Origin of the sequence: Brevibacillus fortis, assembly GCF_046196545.1 — a bacterium.
In the GTDB taxonomy this organism is placed as follows: domain Bacteria; phylum Bacillota; class Bacilli; order Brevibacillales; family Brevibacillaceae; genus Brevibacillus; species Brevibacillus fortis_A.
In genome coordinates, this window is sequence record NZ_CP176370.1 from 1360532 (window position 1) to 1380039 (window position 19508).

Here is a 19508-nt window from a genome sequence, read left to right on the forward strand (position 1 = left end):
GAAGATGGCAGCCAAAGCAGCAACGGACGAAAAAGAGGCAAAGCCCCTCCGCCACGGATATACGACTGGATCATGTGCAACGGCGACGACCAAGGCTGCTTTGATCGCGCTGATTACTCAGGAAGAGCAAAGCCAGGCGACGATTCGCCTGCCGATCGGCGAGGACGTCACCTTTCAGATGGAGAGCTGTGAATTTTCATTGGAGAGGGCGACAGTAGGCACGATCAAGGATGGGGGAGACGACCCTGACGCGACACACGGTGCCCTTATCCTCTCTACCGTAGAATGGTCGGATGAGCCCGGCATTATTTTGGATGGCGGACTCGGTGTGGGACGGGTGACCAAGCCAGGTTTGCCCGTTCCGATTGGCGAGGCAGCGATCAACCCTGTCCCGCGCAAAATGATCAGGGAAACCGCGCAGGCTGTTCTGGAAGAGTACGGGACCCAGCGCGGGATCAAAATCGTCATCTCCGTGCCTGCGGGCGAGGAAATCGCCAAAAAAACATTGAATGGACGACTCGGCATACTCGGCGGCATCTCCATTTTGGGGACGCGTGGAATCGTGGTGCCGTTTTCCACTTCTGCCTACAAGGCAAGCGTGGCGCAAGCGGTCAACGTCGCCAAGGAAGCCGGCTGCGACCATATTGTGCTATCCACAGGCGGAAAGAGTGAATCCTACGGGGTCGCTACTTATCCAGAGCTGTCGGAAGAAGCATTCGTGGAAATGGGCGATTTCGTCGGCTTTTCCCTCAAACAGTGCAAGAACAAAAAGATGCGCAAAGTGACCTTGGTCGGGATGATGGGCAAGTTTTCCAAGGTAGCGCAGGGCGTCATGATGGTTCATTCCAAAAGCGCACCCGTCGATTTCGGCTTCCTCGCCCAAATGGCGGCAGATGCGGGTGCATCGCAGGAGCGTATTGACGAAATTTTGGGAGCCAACACCGCTTCGCAGGTAGGCGATATGATGGTGGACACGCCCGCCTTTTTCGAGATCATGTGCGAAAACTGCTGTCGCGCTGCACTAAAGGAAGTGGGCGGCGGCATCGAGGTCGAAACCATCATCATCACAATGAAAGGGTCCCTGTTGGGAAGGGTGACGATCAATGACACAGGCGATGAAAGTAATTGGAATCGGAGATGATGGACAGCAGAGCCTGCTGCCATTGTACCGGACTTGGATAGAAGAAAGTGAGCTCTTGGTCGGAGGAGAACGCCACCTCAGTTTTTTCCCGGAGTATAAAGGGGAAAAGCGGGTACTGAAAGGCGGACTGACCGCGATGGTGGAGGAGCTGCGCACGGAAACCCGCAAGACGGTCATTCTGGCGTCAGGTGACCCGCTCTTTTACGGGATCGGCAGCTTGCTTTCCAAAAAGCTGAACGTGGAGATTTACCCGCACCTGAGCTCCATCCAGCTCGCTTTTGCCAAAATGGGAGAAGCATGGCAGGATGCGACACTTGCCAGTGTGCACGGACGCAGTATGAAAGGTCTGGCACAGCGGATCGACGGGAAGGATAAGGTCGCACTGCTGACGGATCGGGAAAACTCGCCAGCAGCGATCGCCAAGTACCTCCTTTCGTTCCAGATGACCGAGTACGATGCGTTCGTGGCGGAGAATCTCGGCAGTGCCGAAGAACGGGCAGGCTGGTATTCCCTTGAGGAAATGGCAGATGGTGTCTTCTCTGATCTGAATGTCGTGATTTTGAAAAAACGCCGTCCAAGCCCGGTATGGCCGTTTGGAATCGCAGATGAGGAGTTCTCCCAGCGCAAGCCGGACAAGGGACTCATTACGAAAAAGGAAGTGCGCATTTTAAGCATTGCCCAGCTGCAATTGCATGCCAAAAGCATCGTCTGGGACATCGGCACCTGCACAGGCTCTGTAGCCATTGAAGCGGCACGAATTGCGCGTGAGGGTGAAGTGTACGGCGTAGAGAAGAACGCGGACGATCTGGAAAACTGCCGCCAGAACATGGCGAAGTTTCGCACGGATTTGACAGTGGTCAATGCACGCGCCCCACATGGCCTCGATCAATTCCCAGACCCTGACGCTGTATTCATCGGGGGTAGCGGTGGAGAATTGCGTGAGCTGTTGAATATTTGCTGCACACGTCTGCGTCCAAATGGCCGGATCGTGGTAAACGCAGCGACGATTGAGACGCTGTACGAAGCGACACAGGCATTTGCGCAGGAGGGCTTCGAGACATCGGTCACACTGGCGCAGCTATCGCGTAGCAAGCCGATTTTGAATCTGACGCGCTTTGAAGCGTTGAATCCGATCTACATCATTACAGCCTGGGCCAAGCAGGCAGAAGAACAAGGGGGAGACAACAAGTGAGCAAGATCGGAACATTGTACGGATTAGGAGTAGGTCCCGGAGACCCTGAATTGATTACGGTGAAGTCATTCCGTCTATTGCAGCAATCGCCAGTGATTGCGTACCCGAAAAAACGGATGGGCAGCAAAAGCTACGCGCATCAAATCGCGGAGCTGTACGTGCAGTCCCCAGACAAGGAAATGCTCGGACTCGTATTCCCGATGACGCGGGACAAAGAAATTTTGGAGCGCGAGTGGAACAACACGGTAGAGATCGTCTGGGAGCGTCTGTCTGAAGGCAAGGATGTCGCTTTTGTAACGGAAGGCGATCCGATGTTTTACAGCACGTTTATCCACATGATGCGCGTCATGCATGAGGAGCACCCGGAAGTGCCAATCGTGACCGTACCAGGCGTCTCTTCGTTTCTGGGAGCAGCTTCCCGCTTCAATCTGCCACTGGCGGATGGCGACGAGCAGATCGGAATCATCCCGGCAACAGAAGACAAGGAAGCCATGCGCAAAGCACTTGAGAACCACGATACCGTCGTGTTCCTGAAGGTAGCAAAAGTACTGCCAATGATCATTGGCTTGCTGAAAGAAATGGGGCTGGCTGAAAAGGCAGCGGTAGCGACCAAGGTCACTTCCTCAGAGGAAATGGTTTGGACCGATATGCGTGAACTGGAGCGGGCAGAGCTTAGCTATCTTACACTGATGGTGGTGAAAAAATAATGAAACTGTACATAGTAGGTGCGGGTCCCGGCGACCCTGATTTGATTACGGTAAAAGGCTTGAAGCTGCTGCAAAAGGCAGACGTTATTATGTATACCGACTCTCTCGTGAACGAGGACTTGGTAGCAATGGGCAACCCCGATGCAGAAGTATTGCAAAGCTCGGGTATGGCATTGGAAGAAATGGTAGAGCAGTTGGTAGACCGGATTAGCAGTGGAAAAACAGTCGTACGCCTGCATACGGGAGATCCATCGATTTATGGCGCGATCATGGAGCAGATCGCCCTGTTAAAGGAAAAAGGCATCGAGGTAGAAATCGTACCGGGTGTGAGCTCGGTATTTGCGGCAGCCGCAGCAGTAGGAGCCGAGCTGACGATTCCTGATCTGACACAGACGATTATCCTCACCCGCGCGGAAGGTCGCACACCCGTACCGGAAAGAGAAAAGCTGCGTGCACTCGCTGAGCATCATTGCACATTGGCTCTATACCTTAGCGCGACTTTGACGAAAAAAGTAGTCCGCGAGCTGGTCGAAGCTGGCTGGAGCGAGGACACACCTGTCGCAGTCGTACAACGTGCGAGCTGGCCGGATCAATTGATCGTTCGCACGACGTTGAAAAACTTGGACGAAGATATGGGCAAAAACGGCATTCGCAAACACGCAATGATTTTGGCTGGCTGGGCATTGGACCCGAACATCCACGACAAGAGCGAGCAGTACCGTTCCAAGCTGTACGACAAAACCTTTACGCACGGGTTCAGAAAAGGTGTGAAGGAATAATGCAGATCATCGAACTGATCGAGGGAGAAATCCCTGTCATCGAGCAGCGCGGAGACTATGCGATCGTCGCCATCACCAAGCACGGAGTAGAGATGGCGCGTGATTTGGCGCAAAAATTTCCAGGAACAGACCTGTACTACATGAGCAAGTTCGAGCGGGGAGACGAGGAGGCGCGCGGCATCCAGCTTTTTTCAAACAGCGTACGGATGCTGTTTCCAGCTCTCTGGCCTGCTTATAAAGGCTTGATCATCATTATTTCACTGGGTGCGGTTATTCGGATGATCGCACCTTTGCTCGAAGATAAAAAGAAAGACCCGGGTGTCGTCGTCGTCGATGACCGCGGAGAGAATGTCATTAGTGTGCTGTCCGGTCATTTGGGCGGTGCCAATGAGCTGGCTCGCGAGGTAGCGGCAGTCATGGGTGCTCGTCCGATTATCACTACAGCATCTGACGTACAAAAGACGATTCCGGTCGATCTATTCGGTAGACGTTTTGGCTGGGAGTGGGATTCCGCTGAAAAGCTGACCCCTGTCAGTGCATCTGTCGTTAATGAGGAGCGCGTAGCTGTCATCAATGAATCTGGTGAACGCGACTGGTGGATGCATGACACACCGATGCCACCGTCTATCAAGGAATACGCGACAATCGCTGAGGCAAAAGCTGATCAGCCACAAGCCGCTCTAGTCGTTTCTCATCGCCTGCTCACACCGGAGGAACAATCGATTTTGGACAACGGCGTTCTTTATCGTCCGAAGGTAATCGTGCTCGGGATGGGCTGCAACCGTGGAACCTCCGCTGAGGAGATTGAGACAGTCATCAAGGAAACGTTGGATGAACTGCAATTCTCGATCAAAAGTGTAAAAGCACTGGCGACTATCGAATTGAAAAAGGATGAAGCGGGTCTGATCGCCGTTTGCGAAAAATACGGCTGGCCGTTCGTCTGGTATTCGCCTGAAGAGTTGAATCAGGTAGAAATCAGTGATCCGTCTGATACCGTCTTCAAATTCACTGGTGCGTACGGGGTAAGCGAGCCTGCCGCGAAGCTGTATGCTGGCGCAGACGAACTCGTTTTGACCAAGAAGAAGTCGGGCAACACCACCATTTCGGTCGGATTGATGCCCTATCATGAGGAGGAGCGCGCATGACGGATAGCCGCCGTATTGTGATTGCCGGAACAGGCAGCGGAGCGGGTAAGACAACCGTTACCATCGGACTGATGGCTGCTCTGAAAAGAAAAGGGCATACCGTACAGGGCTTCAAGTGCGGACCTGACTACATCGATCCTACGTATCATACGGCTGTAACGGGGAGAGCTTCGCGCAATCTGGACAGCTTTATGCTGGAGCACGAGATCGTGAAGGAGATTTTTGTCCGCGGCAGTGAGGGTGCAGACATCTCGATTATCGAGGGTGTCATGGGTATGTACGATGGCAAGGAAGCGACCAGCGATAAAGGCAGCACAGCCGAAATCAGCATCCTGACTGGCTCTCCGGTTCTGTTGGTGGTCAATTGTCAGAGTATGGCGCGCAGTGCGGCTGCGATTGTTAAAGGCTTTCAATTACTCAACCCACAGGCGAGAATCGTTGGTGTCATCGCGAACAAGGTCGGCAGTGAAGGGCATCACAAAATCGTGAAGGCAGCGATCGAGCAGGAGTGCGGGATTCCGGTCGTGGGCTACCTGAAACGGGAGAACGAGCTGGAAATACCGGAACGTCATCTTGGATTGGTGCCATCTGTCGAGCGTGGAGAGCTGACACCGCTGTTTGAAAAGCTGGCTGATCTGATCGCGGAGACAGTCGATTTGGAGCAAATTTGGGACTTGGCAAAGGCAGAGCCGCTGCAAACAGAACCTACGCTGTTTGCCCCGCGAAAAGCATCTGCCAATGTGACCATTGCTGTAGCGAAGGACCCTGCTTTTCATTTTTATTATCCGGAAAATTTGGAGCTGCTCGAAGCATATGGCGCGAAGCTCGCGTTCTTTTCTCCGCTGGCCGGAGAAGGAGTGCCTGAGGACGCGGATGGCTTGTACATCGGGGGAGGCTTCCCGGAGGAGTTTGCAGCAGAGCTATCGCAAAATGAAGCGGTGAAACAATCGATCCGATCTGCAATCACCAAAGGCTTGCCTACCTTGGCTGAGTGCGGCGGCTACATGTTTTTGACAGAGGCAATCGTGACAACAGAGGGCGACAGCTATCCGATGGTGGGGCTCATCCCAGGCAAGGTGACGATGCAGAAAAAGCTCGCAGCGCTTGGCTATCGCGAAGTGCGCGGCAAGGAAGGCAATTTCTTGCTTGGCACGGAAGAACAAGCAAAAGGGCATGAATTTCATTACTCTACGTATGCTTCGGATCAAGAGCTGCCAACAGCATATGAGACGAAAGGACTTCGCGGCACGAAGCCGGAGGGCTATGCCCTAGATAATCTGGTCGCAGGCTATACGCACTTGCATTTTGGCTCCAATCCCGAACTGGTTGAGCGTTGGTTGAACCGTTGCGCGGAGGTGGCCGCTCGTGCCTAAAACCCTCCCGTTGATGGTGCAAGGTACTAGCTCGGATGCTGGAAAAAGTGCGATTGCTACAGCGCTGTGCCGGATTTTTGCCCAAGATGGCTACAAGACAGCTCCGTTCAAATCGCAAAATATGGCGCTAAATTCCTACGTGACGCTGGACGGAAAAGAAATCGGCCGGGCACAGGGCGTTCAGGCAGAAGCAGCAGGAATTCTGGCGACGACCGACATGAACCCCATTTTGATCAAGCCGACGCGGGATTCCGAATCACAAATTGTCGTCAACGGCGAGCCATATGGCAACATGAAAGCTTTTGCCTATCGCACGGAATTTTATCACGAGGGCTTGCGGATCATTGAGGAAGCGTATCAACGACTCGCCAGCACTTATGAGCGGGTTGTCATCGAAGGGGCTGGTAGTCCGGCAGAGGTCAATTTAAATGACCGTGAGCTCGTCAATATGCGGGTCGCCCGTCTCACCAATGCGCCCGTCATTTTGGTGGCAGACATCGAGCGTGGGGGTGTGTTTGCCAGCTTGGTCGGTACCCTCCAGCTGCTCGAACCCGAAGATCGGGACCGCGTGATTGGCGTCATCATCAATCGTTTTCGCGGTGATTTGACACTTTTGCAGCCGGGGCTGGACTGGTTCGAAGAATATACGGGCAAGCCTGTCCTTGGTGTCGTGCCATTTATTCCAGACTTGTGGATTGATGCGGAGGATTCGCTGATTTTGCACCGCTATCAAGGTCAGCGTGAGACACCGCGAGAGATTGACATTGCGGTTTTGCGCTACCCGCGAATTTCCAACTTTACAGACGTGGACCCGTTTTTTGTAGAGCCGGATTGCCGGATGCGCTTTGTGACACGTTTGGAAGAGCTGGGTGAACCCGACCTGATTGTCTTGCCGGGGAGCAAGAATACGCTTGAGGATTTGCAATTTCTGCGAGAGACAGGTCTTGCCGCGGCGGTCAAAGACCTTCATCATAAAGGGAAGACGTATATCGTCGGTTTGTGCGGCGGCTATCAAATGCTGGGAGATTCTATTCACGATCCGGCTGGGGTCGAGTCTCCGTTGCAGCAGCTTGATGGGCTAGGTCTCATCCCGATGATCACGAGGATGGAGCAGAAGAAAACGACAGTGTTGTCCCGTGGTGAAGCAGTATTTGCGAAGGAAAAGCTGACGGTGGAAGGCTACGAGATTCATATGGGGCAATCTGCTTATTCGAGCAATGATTTTCCTTTTATCCAGATGGAGGGGCGTACGGAGGGCTATTGTCAGGAGGAGCGGCAGTTGATCGGCACATATTTTCACGGCCTGTTCCACAATGACCACTTCCGCACTCTGTTGCTGAATACCATCCGTGAGAAAAAAGGTCTTCCACCGATCACGGATCGCCCATCCTTTGTCGCTCTGAGAGAGCAGGGGTACGATCTGTTGGCGGATACCGTTCGTCGCCATGTGAAGTTGGATACGATCGAAGAGTACATGAAGGCTTTTCAAGAAAAAGAGGTGCAAGTATAAATGTCAGTCATTTATCCGGCGATTGAGCCACGAAATCAGGAAACAAGTGAGCAAACGAGACAGCATGTGGATCAGTTGACCAAGCCGCTTGGCAGCCTTGGTCGCTTGGAGCAATTGGCTATTGAGCTGGCTGGGATGACAGGTGAGACCATGCCTGTTGTAACACCGCCGGGCGTGCTTGTATTTGCGGCCGATCACGGTGTGGCACGGGAAGGTGTCTCTGCCTATCCGCAGGAAGTGACAGCGCAAATGGTGCTGAATATGGTTCATGGCGGAGCTGGAGTCAACGTCTTCGCCAGACAAATCGGAGCCATCCAAAAAATCGTAGATGTCGGTGTAGCGGTCGAGGTCGAAGCACCGGGTGTTTACAACAAGCGAATCAGAGCAGGCTCGGGCAATATGCTAAAAGAAGCAGCGATGACCGCAGACGAAGCGCAGCGCTCCATCGCAGTTGGCCTTGAAATGGCAGAAGCGATTATCGGGGAAGGCGCCAAAGTTCTGATCGTCGGAGAAGTAGGGATTGGCAACACGACAGCCAGCAGTGCAATTCTGTCAGCTTTAACCGGAGCTGATCCTGAGCAAATCGTCGGACGAGGAACGGGGCTGGATGACGCAGGCTGGCAGCGTAAAAAGGCTGTTGTTCGTGACGTGCTTGCGCTGCATCGACCGGATGCAACCAATCCGTTGGACGTTTTGGCAAAAGTCGGCGGACTGGAAATTGGAGCAATGGCTGGGGCTATCATGGGAGCAGCCTCTCGCCGTATCCCTGTGCTGCTGGACGGCTTTATCGCTACGGTAGCGGCTTTGCTTGCTGTTCGAATAGAGCCTCTTGTTGCTGATTACTTGATCGCGGGTCACCGTTCTGAGGAGCCAGGGCATGATTTTGTCCTGCAAGCATTAGGCAAAGAGCCATTGCTCAGCCTGAATTTGCGACTGGGCGAAGGAAGTGGAGCAACATTGGCGTTTCCCATCGTGGAAGCAGCGACACGGATGGTTCGTGAGATGGCGACATTTGCATCAGCAGGAGTAAGTGACCGATGAGCGGCGCGGGAAAAGTCTATCTCGTAGGAGCTGGCCCTGGCGATCCAAAGCTGATTACCGTAAAAGGAATGGAATGTCTGCAAAAGGCAGAGGTGGTTGTGTATGATCGTCTGGCAAATCCAGCTCTGCTGGAGTACGCGCCACAGACGGCAGAACGCATTTACTGCGGCAAGCTGCCAGATCATCACACGATGCGACAGGAATCAATTAACGAGCTGTTAGCGGAAAAAGCGCTGGAAGGAAAAGTCGTCGTACGGTTAAAAGGCGGCGATCCTTGCGTGTTTGGTCGTGCGGGAGAAGAAGCGCAGCATTTGGCTGAGCGAGGAATTGCCTTTGAAATCGTCCCGGGAGTAACAGCTGGAATTGCAGCCTCGGCGTACGCGGGTATTCCGGTGACACACCGCGATCACGGCTCGTCATTTGCTGTCGTGACGGGACATTTGCGCGAAGATAAGCCGGAGTTGGCTGTAGAAAAATGGCGTGCTCTCGCGAATGGCATCGACACCGTTGCCTTTTACATGGGGGTAGCCAATCTGCCGTTGATCCGCACCCAGTTAATCGAGCACGGACGCGATCCGCATACGCCAGTAGCCGTCATCTCTTGGGGAACACTCCCGCAGCAAGCGGTGGTAACGGGTACATTGGCTGATATTGAGGAACGTTTGGCGCAAAACAGTCACATCACGAATCCAGCTATCATTCTGGTCGGTGATGTCGTGAAGATGCGTGAGAAAATCAACTGGTTTGAAGCTACGCTTGGAATGGAACAAATGCAACAATAGAAACCGAGGGGAGGGAACGCTGGTGACGCACTATGCCATGATGGTTAATCTACAAAACAAGCGTTGCTTGGTGGTCGGTGGCGGGCAGGTAGCCGAGCGGAAAATTGGCAGCCTGCTTGCTGCTGGTGCGGATGTCACCGTTGTGAGTCCCTCCTGTACGGCAACCATCCTTGAATGGGCACACGCTAAGAAGCTGATGGTAGCACTGCGCCCCTTTACCTCACAGGACGTAGATGAGGCAGTGCTTATCATCGCGGCGACGAGTGATCCCGCCGTCAATCTGGCTGTATACGAAGCGTGCCGTCCCCATCAGTGGATCAATATCGTTGATCGCCCAGACCTCTGTTCTTTTACCGTTCCATCCGTTGTTGCACGTGGAGACTTGCAGATTGCTATCTCTACGGGGGGGAACAACCCGGGTCTGGCGAAGAAAATGCGCCGTCAGCTCGAAGCGTGGGTGGGACCCGAATACGAGGACTACACGCTTTTTCTCGGCAGCATGAGAAGACAAGTACTCTCGCTGGCGGTGAGCGAAGCGGACAAACGGGCAATCCTGGCAGAGCTTTTGGACGACCGATTTTTACAATGGACCAAAAACGGTGAAACCGGCAGAAGGGATCGGGACGCGGAAGCGCTGCTTAACAAAAGACTCGATCACCACTGAAAATAGGATGGCTCTCACTAAGCTACTTGGTGGGAGCTTTTTTCTAGCTCTTTAGCCAGATCATTTCCAAATGCCTCACGACCTCTTGAAAGCCGAGCTTGCTGTACATTTCTTGCGGCGTATCATCTGCATAGGTCGTCAAGTACATATGGGTGGCGCCGAGTTTTTTGGCGTCCTGCATCATGACCCGAATGATTTCCGTACCGAATCCTCTACGCTGCCAAGCATCCAGTATAAAAAATTCCTCCATACGAACGAGCTCCTTGTATAGATGCCATTCACATGCACCGACCGGCTCCTGATCGACAAAGCATACATACGGTATGATCTCGCCGCTTTCATAAATCTCTCGTTTCCGGTTCGCTTTTCGGACAGCAAAATCAGGATTGATCGTGACGGAATCACTGGCAGCAAGACAGCGAATGCCTGCTTCCATGACTTCGATTGAATCCCCACGTAACACGGAGCATTGTGGATTCGGCGCCAGTTTATCGGCAACCTCCAGAGGAGCAAGCATGTACAGCATCGCATTTACTTCAAACCCAAGTTGGGTGGCAAAAGACACGAACTCTTCTGAAAAAGGTAGCGACGGGTGCAGTTCCAGCTTCAAGTGGCCAAGCTGCTGCTCTTTGGCATGCCGAAGCTCTTGCTCAATGTAAGCTTGTAACCAGTCTTGCGTGGGAAGCGACATAATTTCTGTATAATTATGGCTATACATGTCCGGGACCGATTCATCGCGATATACGCGCACTTGTGGATGCTCCGTTCGGGTAGAAAAAGCAAGGGCATAGCGCTCCTGCAAAGTAAAAATATTCGTGAGCATTCCTTTATTCCCCATTTCCTGATATGGTGATAATTGTTTGGATACTTGTCTTCTCTAGAGTAAGACATTTTCCTGAAGGAGGAAACGAAAATGTCCGATGCTTTTCAAATGGGTCCCTTTTTGTTGAAAATGAGCATGCTGGCGGTCATTGTTTCGCTTTCGCTCGGCTTTGTGGCCATATCCGCTCAGCTTACACATAACCGAAAAATGAAATCAGCCGTTATTGAGCTGTTGAGTAATGCACTGGTGCTAGCGTTTCTCGTTTGGAAGTTCAGCTACGTTCTGTTTCATTTTTCAAAAGCCGTGGAAAATCCCTCGTCCATTCTCTATTTTTCAGGGGGAGAAAACGGAGCCATGCTGGCAGTCGTGGCAGTTGTCATCTACCTCACCAAGACGGTACGCAAAAAAGCAATTCCTGTTCATTTCGTCGCATTGGGAATGGCGACAGGCTTCCTCGCTGCAACTGGCGTTTACCAGCTGCTCACGGTCGTGTTAGAACAGAGCAGCATGTGGTATCACGTACAACAGGTCGCCATATGCGCCGTTTTTCTTTGGTGGCTACATCGGGCAAAGGAACGACTCATTCATCTGGCGGCATGGCTTGCACCCGTGATGTGGTTTGCCATTAGCCAAGTCTATGTGCATTTTTTTGTTCCGAATCGAGAAGCTGTGTTCGCAGGACTCACCCGCGATCAGCTCATGTACTATGCATTCGCTCTCTTGCTGCTCTTTTTGTCCAGACGAGTGAAGCCGATAGGGGGAACGACCGATGAAGAAATATCATAACGCTTGGGCGATCGTCGTACTCTTGGGGCTTTTGGGATGGGGTATTTTTGATGCGCAATTCTTGAACAGGCAGGAGCCCATCGCTTCATCTGGCGAGCAAGGCAACGGGCAGATTGGAATTGAAAAAGGAAACACGGCTCCGGATTTTGAACTGCAGCAGGTAGGTGGCGGTACGGTCAAGCTGTCCGATTTACGGGGGAAAAAAGTCATTCTCAATCTGTGGGCGACGTGGTGTCCTCCTTGCCGTGCAGAAATGCCGGACATGCAGCGATACTACGAAGAGAACAAGGACAAAGGCGTCGTTATTCTCGGTGTTAATTTGACCGATACGGAGACGAGCCCGGAAGCGGTGGCGGATTTTGTGAAGTTATATGGCATTACCTTCCCGATCTTGCTCGATCCCGATAAAGAAGTGGCGAATGTGTACAAAGCCATTTCGATTCCGACCAGCTACATCATTGATTCCAACGGCGTGGTTCAAAATAAATACATCGGCCCGATGAATGAAGAAATCATGGAGAACATGTTGTCTGCGATCAAATAGAAAAACCGACAGCAGGCATATCTACTGTCGGTAGTGATGTCTCTCCTATTATCCAGCGTCTGCTTTGTTTTCTGGTTCTTTGATTGGTGTCTTTCGATCCAGACGAAACACAGCATTGAGCAACTTGTAAATATGCTTGGATTCCTTGGTCAACAATGGACCTAAAATGGCAAGAATCAAAACGTAAAGAGCTGCAAAAGGCTGCAAAATTTCCATGAGTGCGCCCGCTTTTCCGAGATTAGCCATGATGATGGAGAACTCACCGCGAGATACAATGGTCAGTCCAATATTGGTAGAAGCCTTGGGAGACAATCCGGCACTCCGTCCAGCCAAAAGTCCAGCGACGACATTACCGAAAAGGGTGAGGGCAACTGCACCAATGGACAACCATACGGCTCCACCTAATGACAATGGATCAATTGTCAAACCGAAGCTGAAGAAGAACATGGCTCCGAAGAAGTCACGAAACGGCAGGATGAGGTGCTCGATGCGCTTCATGTGTTGTGTTTCTGCCAAGACGAGACCTACGAGCAATGCTCCGATGGCTTCGGCAACATGGATCGTTTCGGAAAAACCCGCAATCAGAAACAGAGCGGCAAACACTGTAATCATAAACACTTCGTTTGATTTGATGTTCAATGCCCGATTCAGGAAAGGTACGAGCTTGCGGCCTACAACAATGAGGAGGAGCATGTAGCCGAGTGCAATCAATGCGGATGAGAGTACGCCAGCAAGAGAGGTTGCACCGCTTAACACCAAGCCGGATACAATCGAAATATAGACGGCCAAGAATATGTCTTCGAACATGATGATCCCCAAGATCATCTCTGTTTCGCGATTTGCTGTACGTTTGAGATCCACCAGGACTTTTGCCACAATGGCACTGGAGGAAATAGTGGTAATACCGGCGATAATTAAAACTTCTTTGAGTGGAAATCCAGCGGCCCAACCAAATACGAGGCCGAGGGTAAAGTTGATGACGATGTAGATGGTGCCGCCAACGGCAATAGATCGACCAGCCTTGATCAGACGGCCTACCGAAAATTCCAGTCCGAGGTAAAACAACAGGAAGAGTACGCCAAGTCTACCCATAAATTCGATGAGCGGGGCGCTTTCAATAAAGCGGAGATCAAACAATCCAATGTCGGGAGCGTGTGGACCCACGATCATCCCGACGAGAATGTAGAAGGGTACGATGGAGAATTTTAACTTCATAGAGAGGAACCCCGCAATTGCTATGAGTGCGAGGGCAAGACCGACTTCAAAAACGATGTGCTCCAATATCACTCACCTCCGTTGCTGAGAATAGTCTTGAGAGCCTTCACCTGCTTCCGTTCACCTGCAACGACCAACGTAGATCCTGTACAAAGGACATACTCGGGGCCGGGATTAATCGTTTGTTTGTGGTCTTTTTCGATAACGGCGATGATGGTAGCGCCGGTTTCTTGACGAATGTTGAGTTCCCCAATCGTCTTGCCTATAGCAGGGGCGTTCGACTCAATCTTGTACCATTCGATCATGAGTTTGTCTAACGCAACCTCGACTGTTTCCAGTGCAGATGGTTTGTACGTCAAGCCGCCTACGATGGCAGCAATTTGTCTCGCCTCATCATCGTCAAGGGTAACCATGGAGATTGTTTCGTCCATATCATCACGGTCAAAGTGATACATTTCCCGGCGGCCGTCATCGTGAATGACGATAACCAGCTTGTCGCCACTTCTGGTTTCGACCTGGTACTTCCTACCGATTCCTGGTAAATCGGATTCTCTAATAGAGAACATGCAAGATCCTCCTTTGCGAAAAAACACTGTATTGGCATAGATAGCTGCTCTTTTTTCCCAGTGGGCAACAAGTCGTCAATAATTATTTGGAATTATATCCATTCCGGTGATATTTTAGTGATAATCCCCCCTGTTATGCGGATTATTGTCGACATTCATACCTACATCCACTATTATACACGAAATGACGTCATTTTTCTTCAAAATGAAACGTTTTTATTAAAAAATGACACACTTATAAACGGATAGGCATATTAACTTTCCTCTAAAACGCGGTCGCTCCTCATGAGTGAGCTTCGATAGAGGTTATTTTAAGGATGATGAAACATGGCGAACAAACAGTATCGATTAACAGAAGCTGAATGGATCTTTATTCAAGACATGCGGTCCATGGATATGGATGAGCTATTGGACATCGTGATCGCATTGCGCAATGAGGTAAGGGAGCTGGAGAAAAAGGCGGAGCTTATCAAGGAGCGCGAGAAAGAGGGCTGGCAGGAGGAGTATCAGGCAGCACAGAAGCGAATTAATCACCTGCGTCAATTCGAGGTTGAGCTTCGTAAGACATGGCCAAATGACTAAAGCAAAAAGAGGTTCTCTCTGAAGTAGGAGAACCTCTTTTTTATATAGACTAGGCCATGATCGGTTTTGCGTCTGAATCGTTGTCCGATTCGATGGCGGTTTCGTCTGTTTGCTGGACGCGTCCCGGATGGAACTCATTTTCATGCTTGGCTATGACCACGGCAGCGACGCCATTTCCGATCAGATTCGTGATGGCACGAGCTTCTGACATGAATCGATCAACGCCGAGCAAGAGGGCAATGCCTTCGACCGGAATGATAGGGAAGGCGGCCAAGGTAGCGGCGAGTGTAATGAAACCAGAACCTGTGACACCGGCAGCCCCTTTTGACGTAATCATCAGGATTCCTAAAAGGGTGACCTGTTCCCAGAAGCTGAGCTCGATGCCATATGCCTGGGCGATAAAAATGGCAGCCATAGATAAATAAATCGAGGTACCATCCAGGTTAAACGAGTAGCCCGTCGGTACGACCAGACCGACAACGGATTTGGAGCAGCCGTACTTCTCCAGCCGATCCATCATTCTCGGTAGAGCGGATTCTGAGGAGGATGTGCCGAGTACGAGCAGGATTTCCTCCCGAATGTATTTGATAAACGAGAAGATGCTGAATTTGTGGTAGCGTGCGATACCGCCAAGTATGAGAATAATGAACAAAAACATCGTGATGTAAACAGCCGTCATCAAAAGGCCCAGTCTGGTCAGCGAACCGATGCCGAATTTGCCAATCGTGTACGCCATCGCGCCAAATGCAGCCAATGGAGAAACCTTCATGATCATGTTGACGACACCAAAAAATCCGTGTGCCAGCTTATCAAACAGCTTGATGACAGGCTGGGACGCTTGACCCATGGCAGCGAGTGAGAGGCCAAACAGGACAGCGAAGAACAGAATGGGCAACAGCTCGCCATTTGCCATAGCCCCGACGACATTTTCCGGAATGATCCCCGTAATAAAATCAATAAAACCGTTGTTACTCGAAGCGGCAGCCTCCGTGTACTTGGAGACGTCCCCGCTAGTCAGGCCCGTTTTGTCAAAGCCTACCCCAGGCTTGATCATGTTGACCACGAGCAGTCCGATTGCCAATGCGATTGTGGTAACGATTTCAAAATAGAGCAGCGCTTTGCCGCCGATCTTACCGACCTTTTTCATGTCTCCCATACTGGCAATTCCATTCACTACGGTGAAGAAGACAATCGGTGGAATGACCATTTTGATCAGTTTGACAAAAATATCGGCCAACACCTTCAGCTCTGCGCCAAATTTAGGTGCAAAATGACCAACTAGGATACCGAGTATGATGGCAATAACGACCTGTACGGTCAGATTTTTAAAGTTGATCCGCATAGAATCCACTCCTCCTCCAAGATTTGAAAGCGCTTTATCTCTCTCTTTCGCATTGTATAAATTGTGTGAAAAATTGAAAATGATACGGTCATATTGGTTGTTTTGGTCCTTTTGGTCACAGAAGTCCCCTCAAATTGGAAAGGAAAAAATCGATTGTTGACATACTCTCGACACGAACGATAGGTAAAGTAAGAGATGTACATAGTGACACGAAAGAAATAGACAACCGGGAGAATGGAGGACTTTCTATGTTCAAGAAGCAATATCTGGCGATTGCCTCAGCGTTGATTCTGACTACCACACTTATTCCGACGAGCTCTCAAGCAGCGACTGGAACGAAGAATCTGCAAGCTAAGTACAACAACATTAAAGTTATCTATAACGGCGCAGCTGTTCCGACTACAATCGAACCATTCATCGTAAACGGAACGACGTACATTCCACTTCGTATGATGGCGGACGTGTTCAGCAAGGATGTAGCATGGGATGGCACGAAGTACACCATCACGGTAAAAGACAAGGCGAACTCCCAGCACGCAAACGAGTTGGCTGCACGTGATGCTCAAATCAGAAGCCTGCAAAACACCATCGATAGCCTGAACAAAGAGATCTCTGATTTGAAAAACAACAAGAAAAACAATAATAACAACGACGATGATGATATTCAGGATGCCTTGGATGATCTGGAAGATGATCTGAATTCTGATTATGATGACTACAAAGACCTCAAATGGAGCATCTCTCTGAGTGGCGATGAGGATGATGTCGACGTAGAAATCGAGATCAATCTGGATAAATACCAAGATGAGTTCGAAGATCTGGATGACGATGGCGATGTAGAGGCTCTCGTTGAAGATATTATCAAAGATATCTGGGACGACAAGGATTTCGAAGATGCCGACATTACAGGTGAAGTCATCGACAGCGACACTGACGATACGATTTATGAGTTCGAAGGCGATGCTAGCGACGAAGACATCAACTTTGACGTGTAAAATGATCTAAAGTGGGGACGTTTCTCACAAAAAAAGCCTTGCTCCTTTTCACAGGATGCAAGGCTTTTTTCCTATTTTCCAAAAACATCAAAGCCAAATTTTAATACGAGGTTGTAAACTGATAGAATAGAAGTACGTAGACTATTAGAGAGACCATGCGAGAATTCTCGAATAGGAATGATCATATGTCTGTAAATCAGGTAGGGAAGTTATGAAAAGCATTTTGTTGGTAGAAGATGAACTGGTGATATCGCGCGTGCTAAAGGCTTATTTGCAAAAGGCAGGGTATGAGGTCTGGCAAGCGAACGACGGAATCGAGGCGATGGAGCTTTTTGACGAAAAAAAGCCGGATCTGGTTCTGTTGGATGTCATGCTCCCTGAACGCAACGGCTGGGAGATCCTCCAGTACATTCGCGAAAAGAGCTCCTGTCCGGTCATTATCATGACTGCGCTCGGTCAGACAGACCAAAAGCTCAAAGGACTCAATCAAGGCGCTGATGACTACATAACGAAACCTTTTGTCGCGGATGAAGTAGTTGCACGAGTCAATGCGGTGTTGCGCCGCTCCGTTATTTTGGTAAAAGATCAGGAAACCCGACTATTTGGAAGCTTAAAAATAAACTTTCAGTCCCACCACGTGACGTTGCACGGTCTCGAACTGACGTTTCACCCGCGTGATTTGTCCTTGCTGCTTTTTCTGGCACAAAATCCGAATCAGACCTTTACCCGCGAGCAATTGATCGAACAAGTATGGGGAATGGACTATGGTGGCAGTGACCGGGCTGTAGACCTGGCGATCAAGCGGGTCAGAAAGACACTGGAGAATTGGCCAGTTCAGGAAGGCGAGATCAAGACGCAAAGAGGGGTTGGGTATCAATTCTGTGTTTATAAAAAACAATGAGCCCGTATCACTGCTGCGCTATTGGACCACACGCTATCTACTGACCCTCGTGATCGGACTGCTCATCATTGGGGCTGTTTCTGCCTATTGGATCAAGTACGCTGCGATTGAAAAGCAGATCGAGGTCACGCGACTGTTTGCAGAGGAAGTGGCTGATCGAGTCGTCGATGATGTTGGAAATATCTTGGTAGGGGAAAAACTTCATCAGGTATTGGATAATCGGCGCAAGTTTATGGGTGTTGATCGCAATCTGATTTTGTTCATTGAAGATGTAAAAGGAGAGGTCGTTTACAGTCGGCCAACCAAGCTCCCGCCTCCTTTGCAGCAGGCAGCACCTGAGTTGTTGGAGCAGGCGGACACGCGAAATAAAGTGAGGCATCCGTCAGGTGAGACCCTGTATGTAATCAGGAAGTATTTGGAGTACAATGGTCAAATCATTGGCAAGGTGATCTTGCTTTTCCCAGAAACAGATATCAAGGTAGGTAAAGAAGAAATCCAATATTTGGTCATTATGCTGGGCAGTTTGGGTGTACTTGGCTGGGCGGTTATTTATTTTCACGCGCGGAAGCTGTCTGAGCCGATTCAAAATGTGGTGATGTCTGCACGACAGATCGTAGAAGGAAACTACGACGTCTTGATCAATAAAACGATCAAGGAAAAGGAAATTCACGAGCTGGTGCATACGTTTGCGGAAATGGCCGACCGTCTTCGGCAGCTGGAAAGCATGCGAACAGAGCTTTTGGCTGGGGTGACACACGAGCTGAAAACCCCCGTTACGTCCATTAGCGGATTAATCCAGGCAATTAACGACGAGGTGGTTTCCGGTGAGGAGCAGAAGGAGTTTTTAGAAATCTGCCTAAAGGAAACAAAGCGCCTGCAAAAAATGGTAGAGGATTTGCTAGACTTCAATTCATTTGCCGTAGGAGCGATCACGGTTTGTCAGGAAGAGCAAAACGTGAACAAGCTGATCCGCGAGATCGCCTCACAATGGCAGATTGTCCACGACCTCGGTCACGTCTCGTTTACCGTTGGGGTTCTGGAGAAGCAGACGATGATCTATGTCGATCCGGGCCGTGTGCAGCAAATCTTGATTAACCTTTTGAACAACGCGAAACAGGCTGTCGGTGAGGCTGGGAACATAGAGCTCACTCTCTACGAAACGAACATGGATTTACGAATCGACGTCAAAGACGATGGGCCAGGAATACCCGCAAAGGAACAGCCTCTTGTGTTCGAGCGTTTCTTTCGGGGAAGCAATAAAAAAGACAAAGTACGTGGACTCGGTTTGGGGCTGTCCTATTCTCGCATGATGGCGAAGGCTCTTGGCGGCGATCTCCTCCTCGCAAAAAGCACGTCAGAGGGATCTGTTTTTACGCTGATTTTGCCCGAGCGCAAGGAGCAGAGCGAGGAGATTGCTTGA

20 protein-coding genes are annotated in these 19508 nt (G+C 50.6%); 16 read left to right on the forward strand and 4 right to left on the reverse strand.

Translation table 11 applies throughout. The features are described from left to right. The first annotated feature begins 4 nt into the window (after positions 1-4). The 10 genes from ACKKE8_RS07365 to ACKKE8_RS07410 are packed head-to-tail and all read left to right on the forward strand — an operon-like array spanning position 5 to position 10334. The gene (locus ACKKE8_RS07365) at positions 5-1141 is read left to right on the forward strand and encodes a cobalt-precorrin-5B (C(1))-methyltransferase (RefSeq protein WP_409177591.1); all 1137 of its coding nucleotides are present in this window, start codon (positions 5-7) and stop codon (positions 1139-1141) included. Continuing rightward, positions 1104-2333 carry a precorrin-6y C5,15-methyltransferase (decarboxylating) subunit CbiE gene (gene cbiE, locus ACKKE8_RS07370; protein WP_409177592.1) on the forward strand — a complete coding sequence of 410 codons (1230 nt, stop codon included), beginning with the start codon at positions 1104-1106 and terminating at the stop codon, positions 2331-2333. The genes ACKKE8_RS07365 and cbiE overlap by 38 nt, the downstream gene beginning before the upstream one ends. Beyond that, on the forward strand, positions 2330-3040 hold the full coding sequence (gene cobI, locus ACKKE8_RS07375; RefSeq protein ID WP_144617285.1) for a precorrin-2 C(20)-methyltransferase: 711 nt from the start codon (positions 2330-2332) through the stop codon (positions 3038-3040). The genes cbiE and cobI overlap by 4 nt, the downstream gene beginning before the upstream one ends. After that, positions 3040-3819 (forward strand): precorrin-4 C(11)-methyltransferase, encoded by a 780-nt coding sequence (gene cobM, locus ACKKE8_RS07380; protein WP_088906245.1) that lies wholly within the window; start codon positions 3040-3042, stop codon positions 3817-3819. Before cobI ends, cobM begins: the two co-directional genes overlap by 1 nt. After that, complete coding sequence (locus ACKKE8_RS07385) at positions 3819-4964, forward strand: cobalt-precorrin 5A hydrolase (RefSeq protein ID WP_409177593.1); 1146 nt, start codon at positions 3819-3821, stop codon at positions 4962-4964. Before cobM ends, ACKKE8_RS07385 begins: the two co-directional genes overlap by 1 nt. Next, positions 4961-6337 carry a cobyrinate a,c-diamide synthase gene (locus tag ACKKE8_RS07390; RefSeq protein WP_409177594.1) on the forward strand — a complete coding sequence of 459 codons (1377 nt, stop codon included), beginning with the start codon at positions 4961-4963 and terminating at the stop codon, positions 6335-6337. Before ACKKE8_RS07385 ends, ACKKE8_RS07390 begins: the two co-directional genes overlap by 4 nt. After that, the gene (locus tag ACKKE8_RS07395; protein ID WP_409177595.1) at positions 6330-7847 is read left to right on the forward strand and encodes a cobyric acid synthase; all 1518 of its coding nucleotides are present in this window, start codon (positions 6330-6332) and stop codon (positions 7845-7847) included. The genes ACKKE8_RS07390 and ACKKE8_RS07395 overlap by 8 nt, the downstream gene beginning before the upstream one ends. After that, the gene (gene cobT, locus ACKKE8_RS07400) at positions 7848-8888 is read left to right on the forward strand and encodes a nicotinate-nucleotide--dimethylbenzimidazole phosphoribosyltransferase (RefSeq protein ID WP_409177596.1); all 1041 of its coding nucleotides are present in this window, start codon (positions 7848-7850) and stop codon (positions 8886-8888) included. Next, on the forward strand, positions 8885-9670 hold the full coding sequence (gene cobA / locus ACKKE8_RS07405) for a uroporphyrinogen-III C-methyltransferase (RefSeq protein WP_409177597.1): 786 nt from the start codon (positions 8885-8887) through the stop codon (positions 9668-9670). Before cobT ends, cobA begins: the two co-directional genes overlap by 4 nt. Positions 9671-9692: 22 nt before the next feature. After that, on the forward strand, positions 9693-10334 hold the full coding sequence (locus ACKKE8_RS07410) for a bifunctional precorrin-2 dehydrogenase/sirohydrochlorin ferrochelatase (RefSeq protein ID WP_409177598.1): 642 nt from the start codon (positions 9693-9695) through the stop codon (positions 10332-10334). A gap of 43 nt (positions 10335-10377) precedes the next feature. Here ACKKE8_RS07410 and ACKKE8_RS07415 read toward each other — a convergent pair whose 3' ends face one another. Continuing rightward, the gene (locus ACKKE8_RS07415; RefSeq protein ID WP_409177599.1) at positions 10378-11157 is read right to left on the reverse strand and encodes a GNAT family N-acetyltransferase; all 780 of its coding nucleotides are present in this window, start codon (positions 11155-11157) and stop codon (positions 10378-10380) included. 90 nt (positions 11158-11247) lie between these two features. Between ACKKE8_RS07415 and ACKKE8_RS07420 the strand changes: the two genes are divergently transcribed. Continuing rightward, positions 11248-11943 (forward strand): hypothetical protein, encoded by a 696-nt coding sequence (locus ACKKE8_RS07420; protein WP_409177600.1) that lies wholly within the window; start codon positions 11248-11250, stop codon positions 11941-11943. After that, positions 11927-12487 (forward strand): peroxiredoxin family protein, encoded by a 561-nt coding sequence (locus tag ACKKE8_RS07425; protein ID WP_409177601.1) that lies wholly within the window; start codon positions 11927-11929, stop codon positions 12485-12487. The genes ACKKE8_RS07420 and ACKKE8_RS07425 overlap by 17 nt, the downstream gene beginning before the upstream one ends. A 48-nt stretch (positions 12488-12535) precedes the next feature. On the opposite strand, the gene ACKKE8_RS07430 is transcribed toward ACKKE8_RS07425, so the two are convergent. Both ACKKE8_RS07430 and ACKKE8_RS07435 read right to left on the reverse strand, forming a co-directional pair. Continuing rightward, positions 12536-13768 (reverse strand): cation:proton antiporter, encoded by a 1233-nt coding sequence (locus ACKKE8_RS07430; RefSeq protein WP_409177602.1) that lies wholly within the window; start codon positions 13766-13768, stop codon positions 12536-12538. A gap of 2 nt (positions 13769-13770) precedes the next feature. Then, positions 13771-14268, reverse strand: a complete 498-nt coding sequence (locus ACKKE8_RS07435; RefSeq protein WP_069846275.1) for a cation:proton antiporter regulatory subunit — start codon at positions 14266-14268, stop codon at positions 13771-13773. Positions 14269-14595: 327 nt separating this feature from the next. On the opposite strand from ACKKE8_RS07435, the gene ACKKE8_RS07440 reads away from it, so the two are divergent. Beyond that, on the forward strand, positions 14596-14850 hold the full coding sequence (locus ACKKE8_RS07440) for a hypothetical protein (RefSeq protein WP_088906257.1): 255 nt from the start codon (positions 14596-14598) through the stop codon (positions 14848-14850). Between the two features lie 49 nt (positions 14851-14899). On the opposite strand, the gene ACKKE8_RS07445 is transcribed toward ACKKE8_RS07440, so the two are convergent. Beyond that, a complete protein-coding gene (locus ACKKE8_RS07445) occupies positions 14900-16192 on the reverse strand; it encodes a dicarboxylate/amino acid:cation symporter (RefSeq protein WP_409177603.1) in 1293 nt (430 codons plus the stop codon). A 248-nt stretch (positions 16193-16440) separates the two neighbouring features. Here ACKKE8_RS07445 and ACKKE8_RS07450 point away from each other — a divergent pair, with 248 nt between their 5' ends. The 3 genes from ACKKE8_RS07450 to ACKKE8_RS07460 all read left to right on the forward strand — a co-directional run bounded on the left by ACKKE8_RS07450 (position 16441) and on the right by ACKKE8_RS07460 (position 19508). Beyond that, positions 16441-17187 (forward strand): stalk domain-containing protein, encoded by a 747-nt coding sequence (locus ACKKE8_RS07450; protein ID WP_409177604.1) that lies wholly within the window; start codon positions 16441-16443, stop codon positions 17185-17187. Between the two features lie 211 nt (positions 17188-17398). Further along, on the forward strand, positions 17399-18088 hold the full coding sequence (locus tag ACKKE8_RS07455; RefSeq protein ID WP_007725990.1) for a response regulator transcription factor: 690 nt from the start codon (positions 17399-17401) through the stop codon (positions 18086-18088). After that, positions 18054-19508: an ATP-binding protein gene (locus tag ACKKE8_RS07460; RefSeq protein ID WP_409177605.1), complete on the forward strand. Its 1455-nt coding sequence runs from the start codon at positions 18054-18056 to the stop codon at positions 19506-19508. Before ACKKE8_RS07455 ends, ACKKE8_RS07460 begins: the two co-directional genes overlap by 35 nt.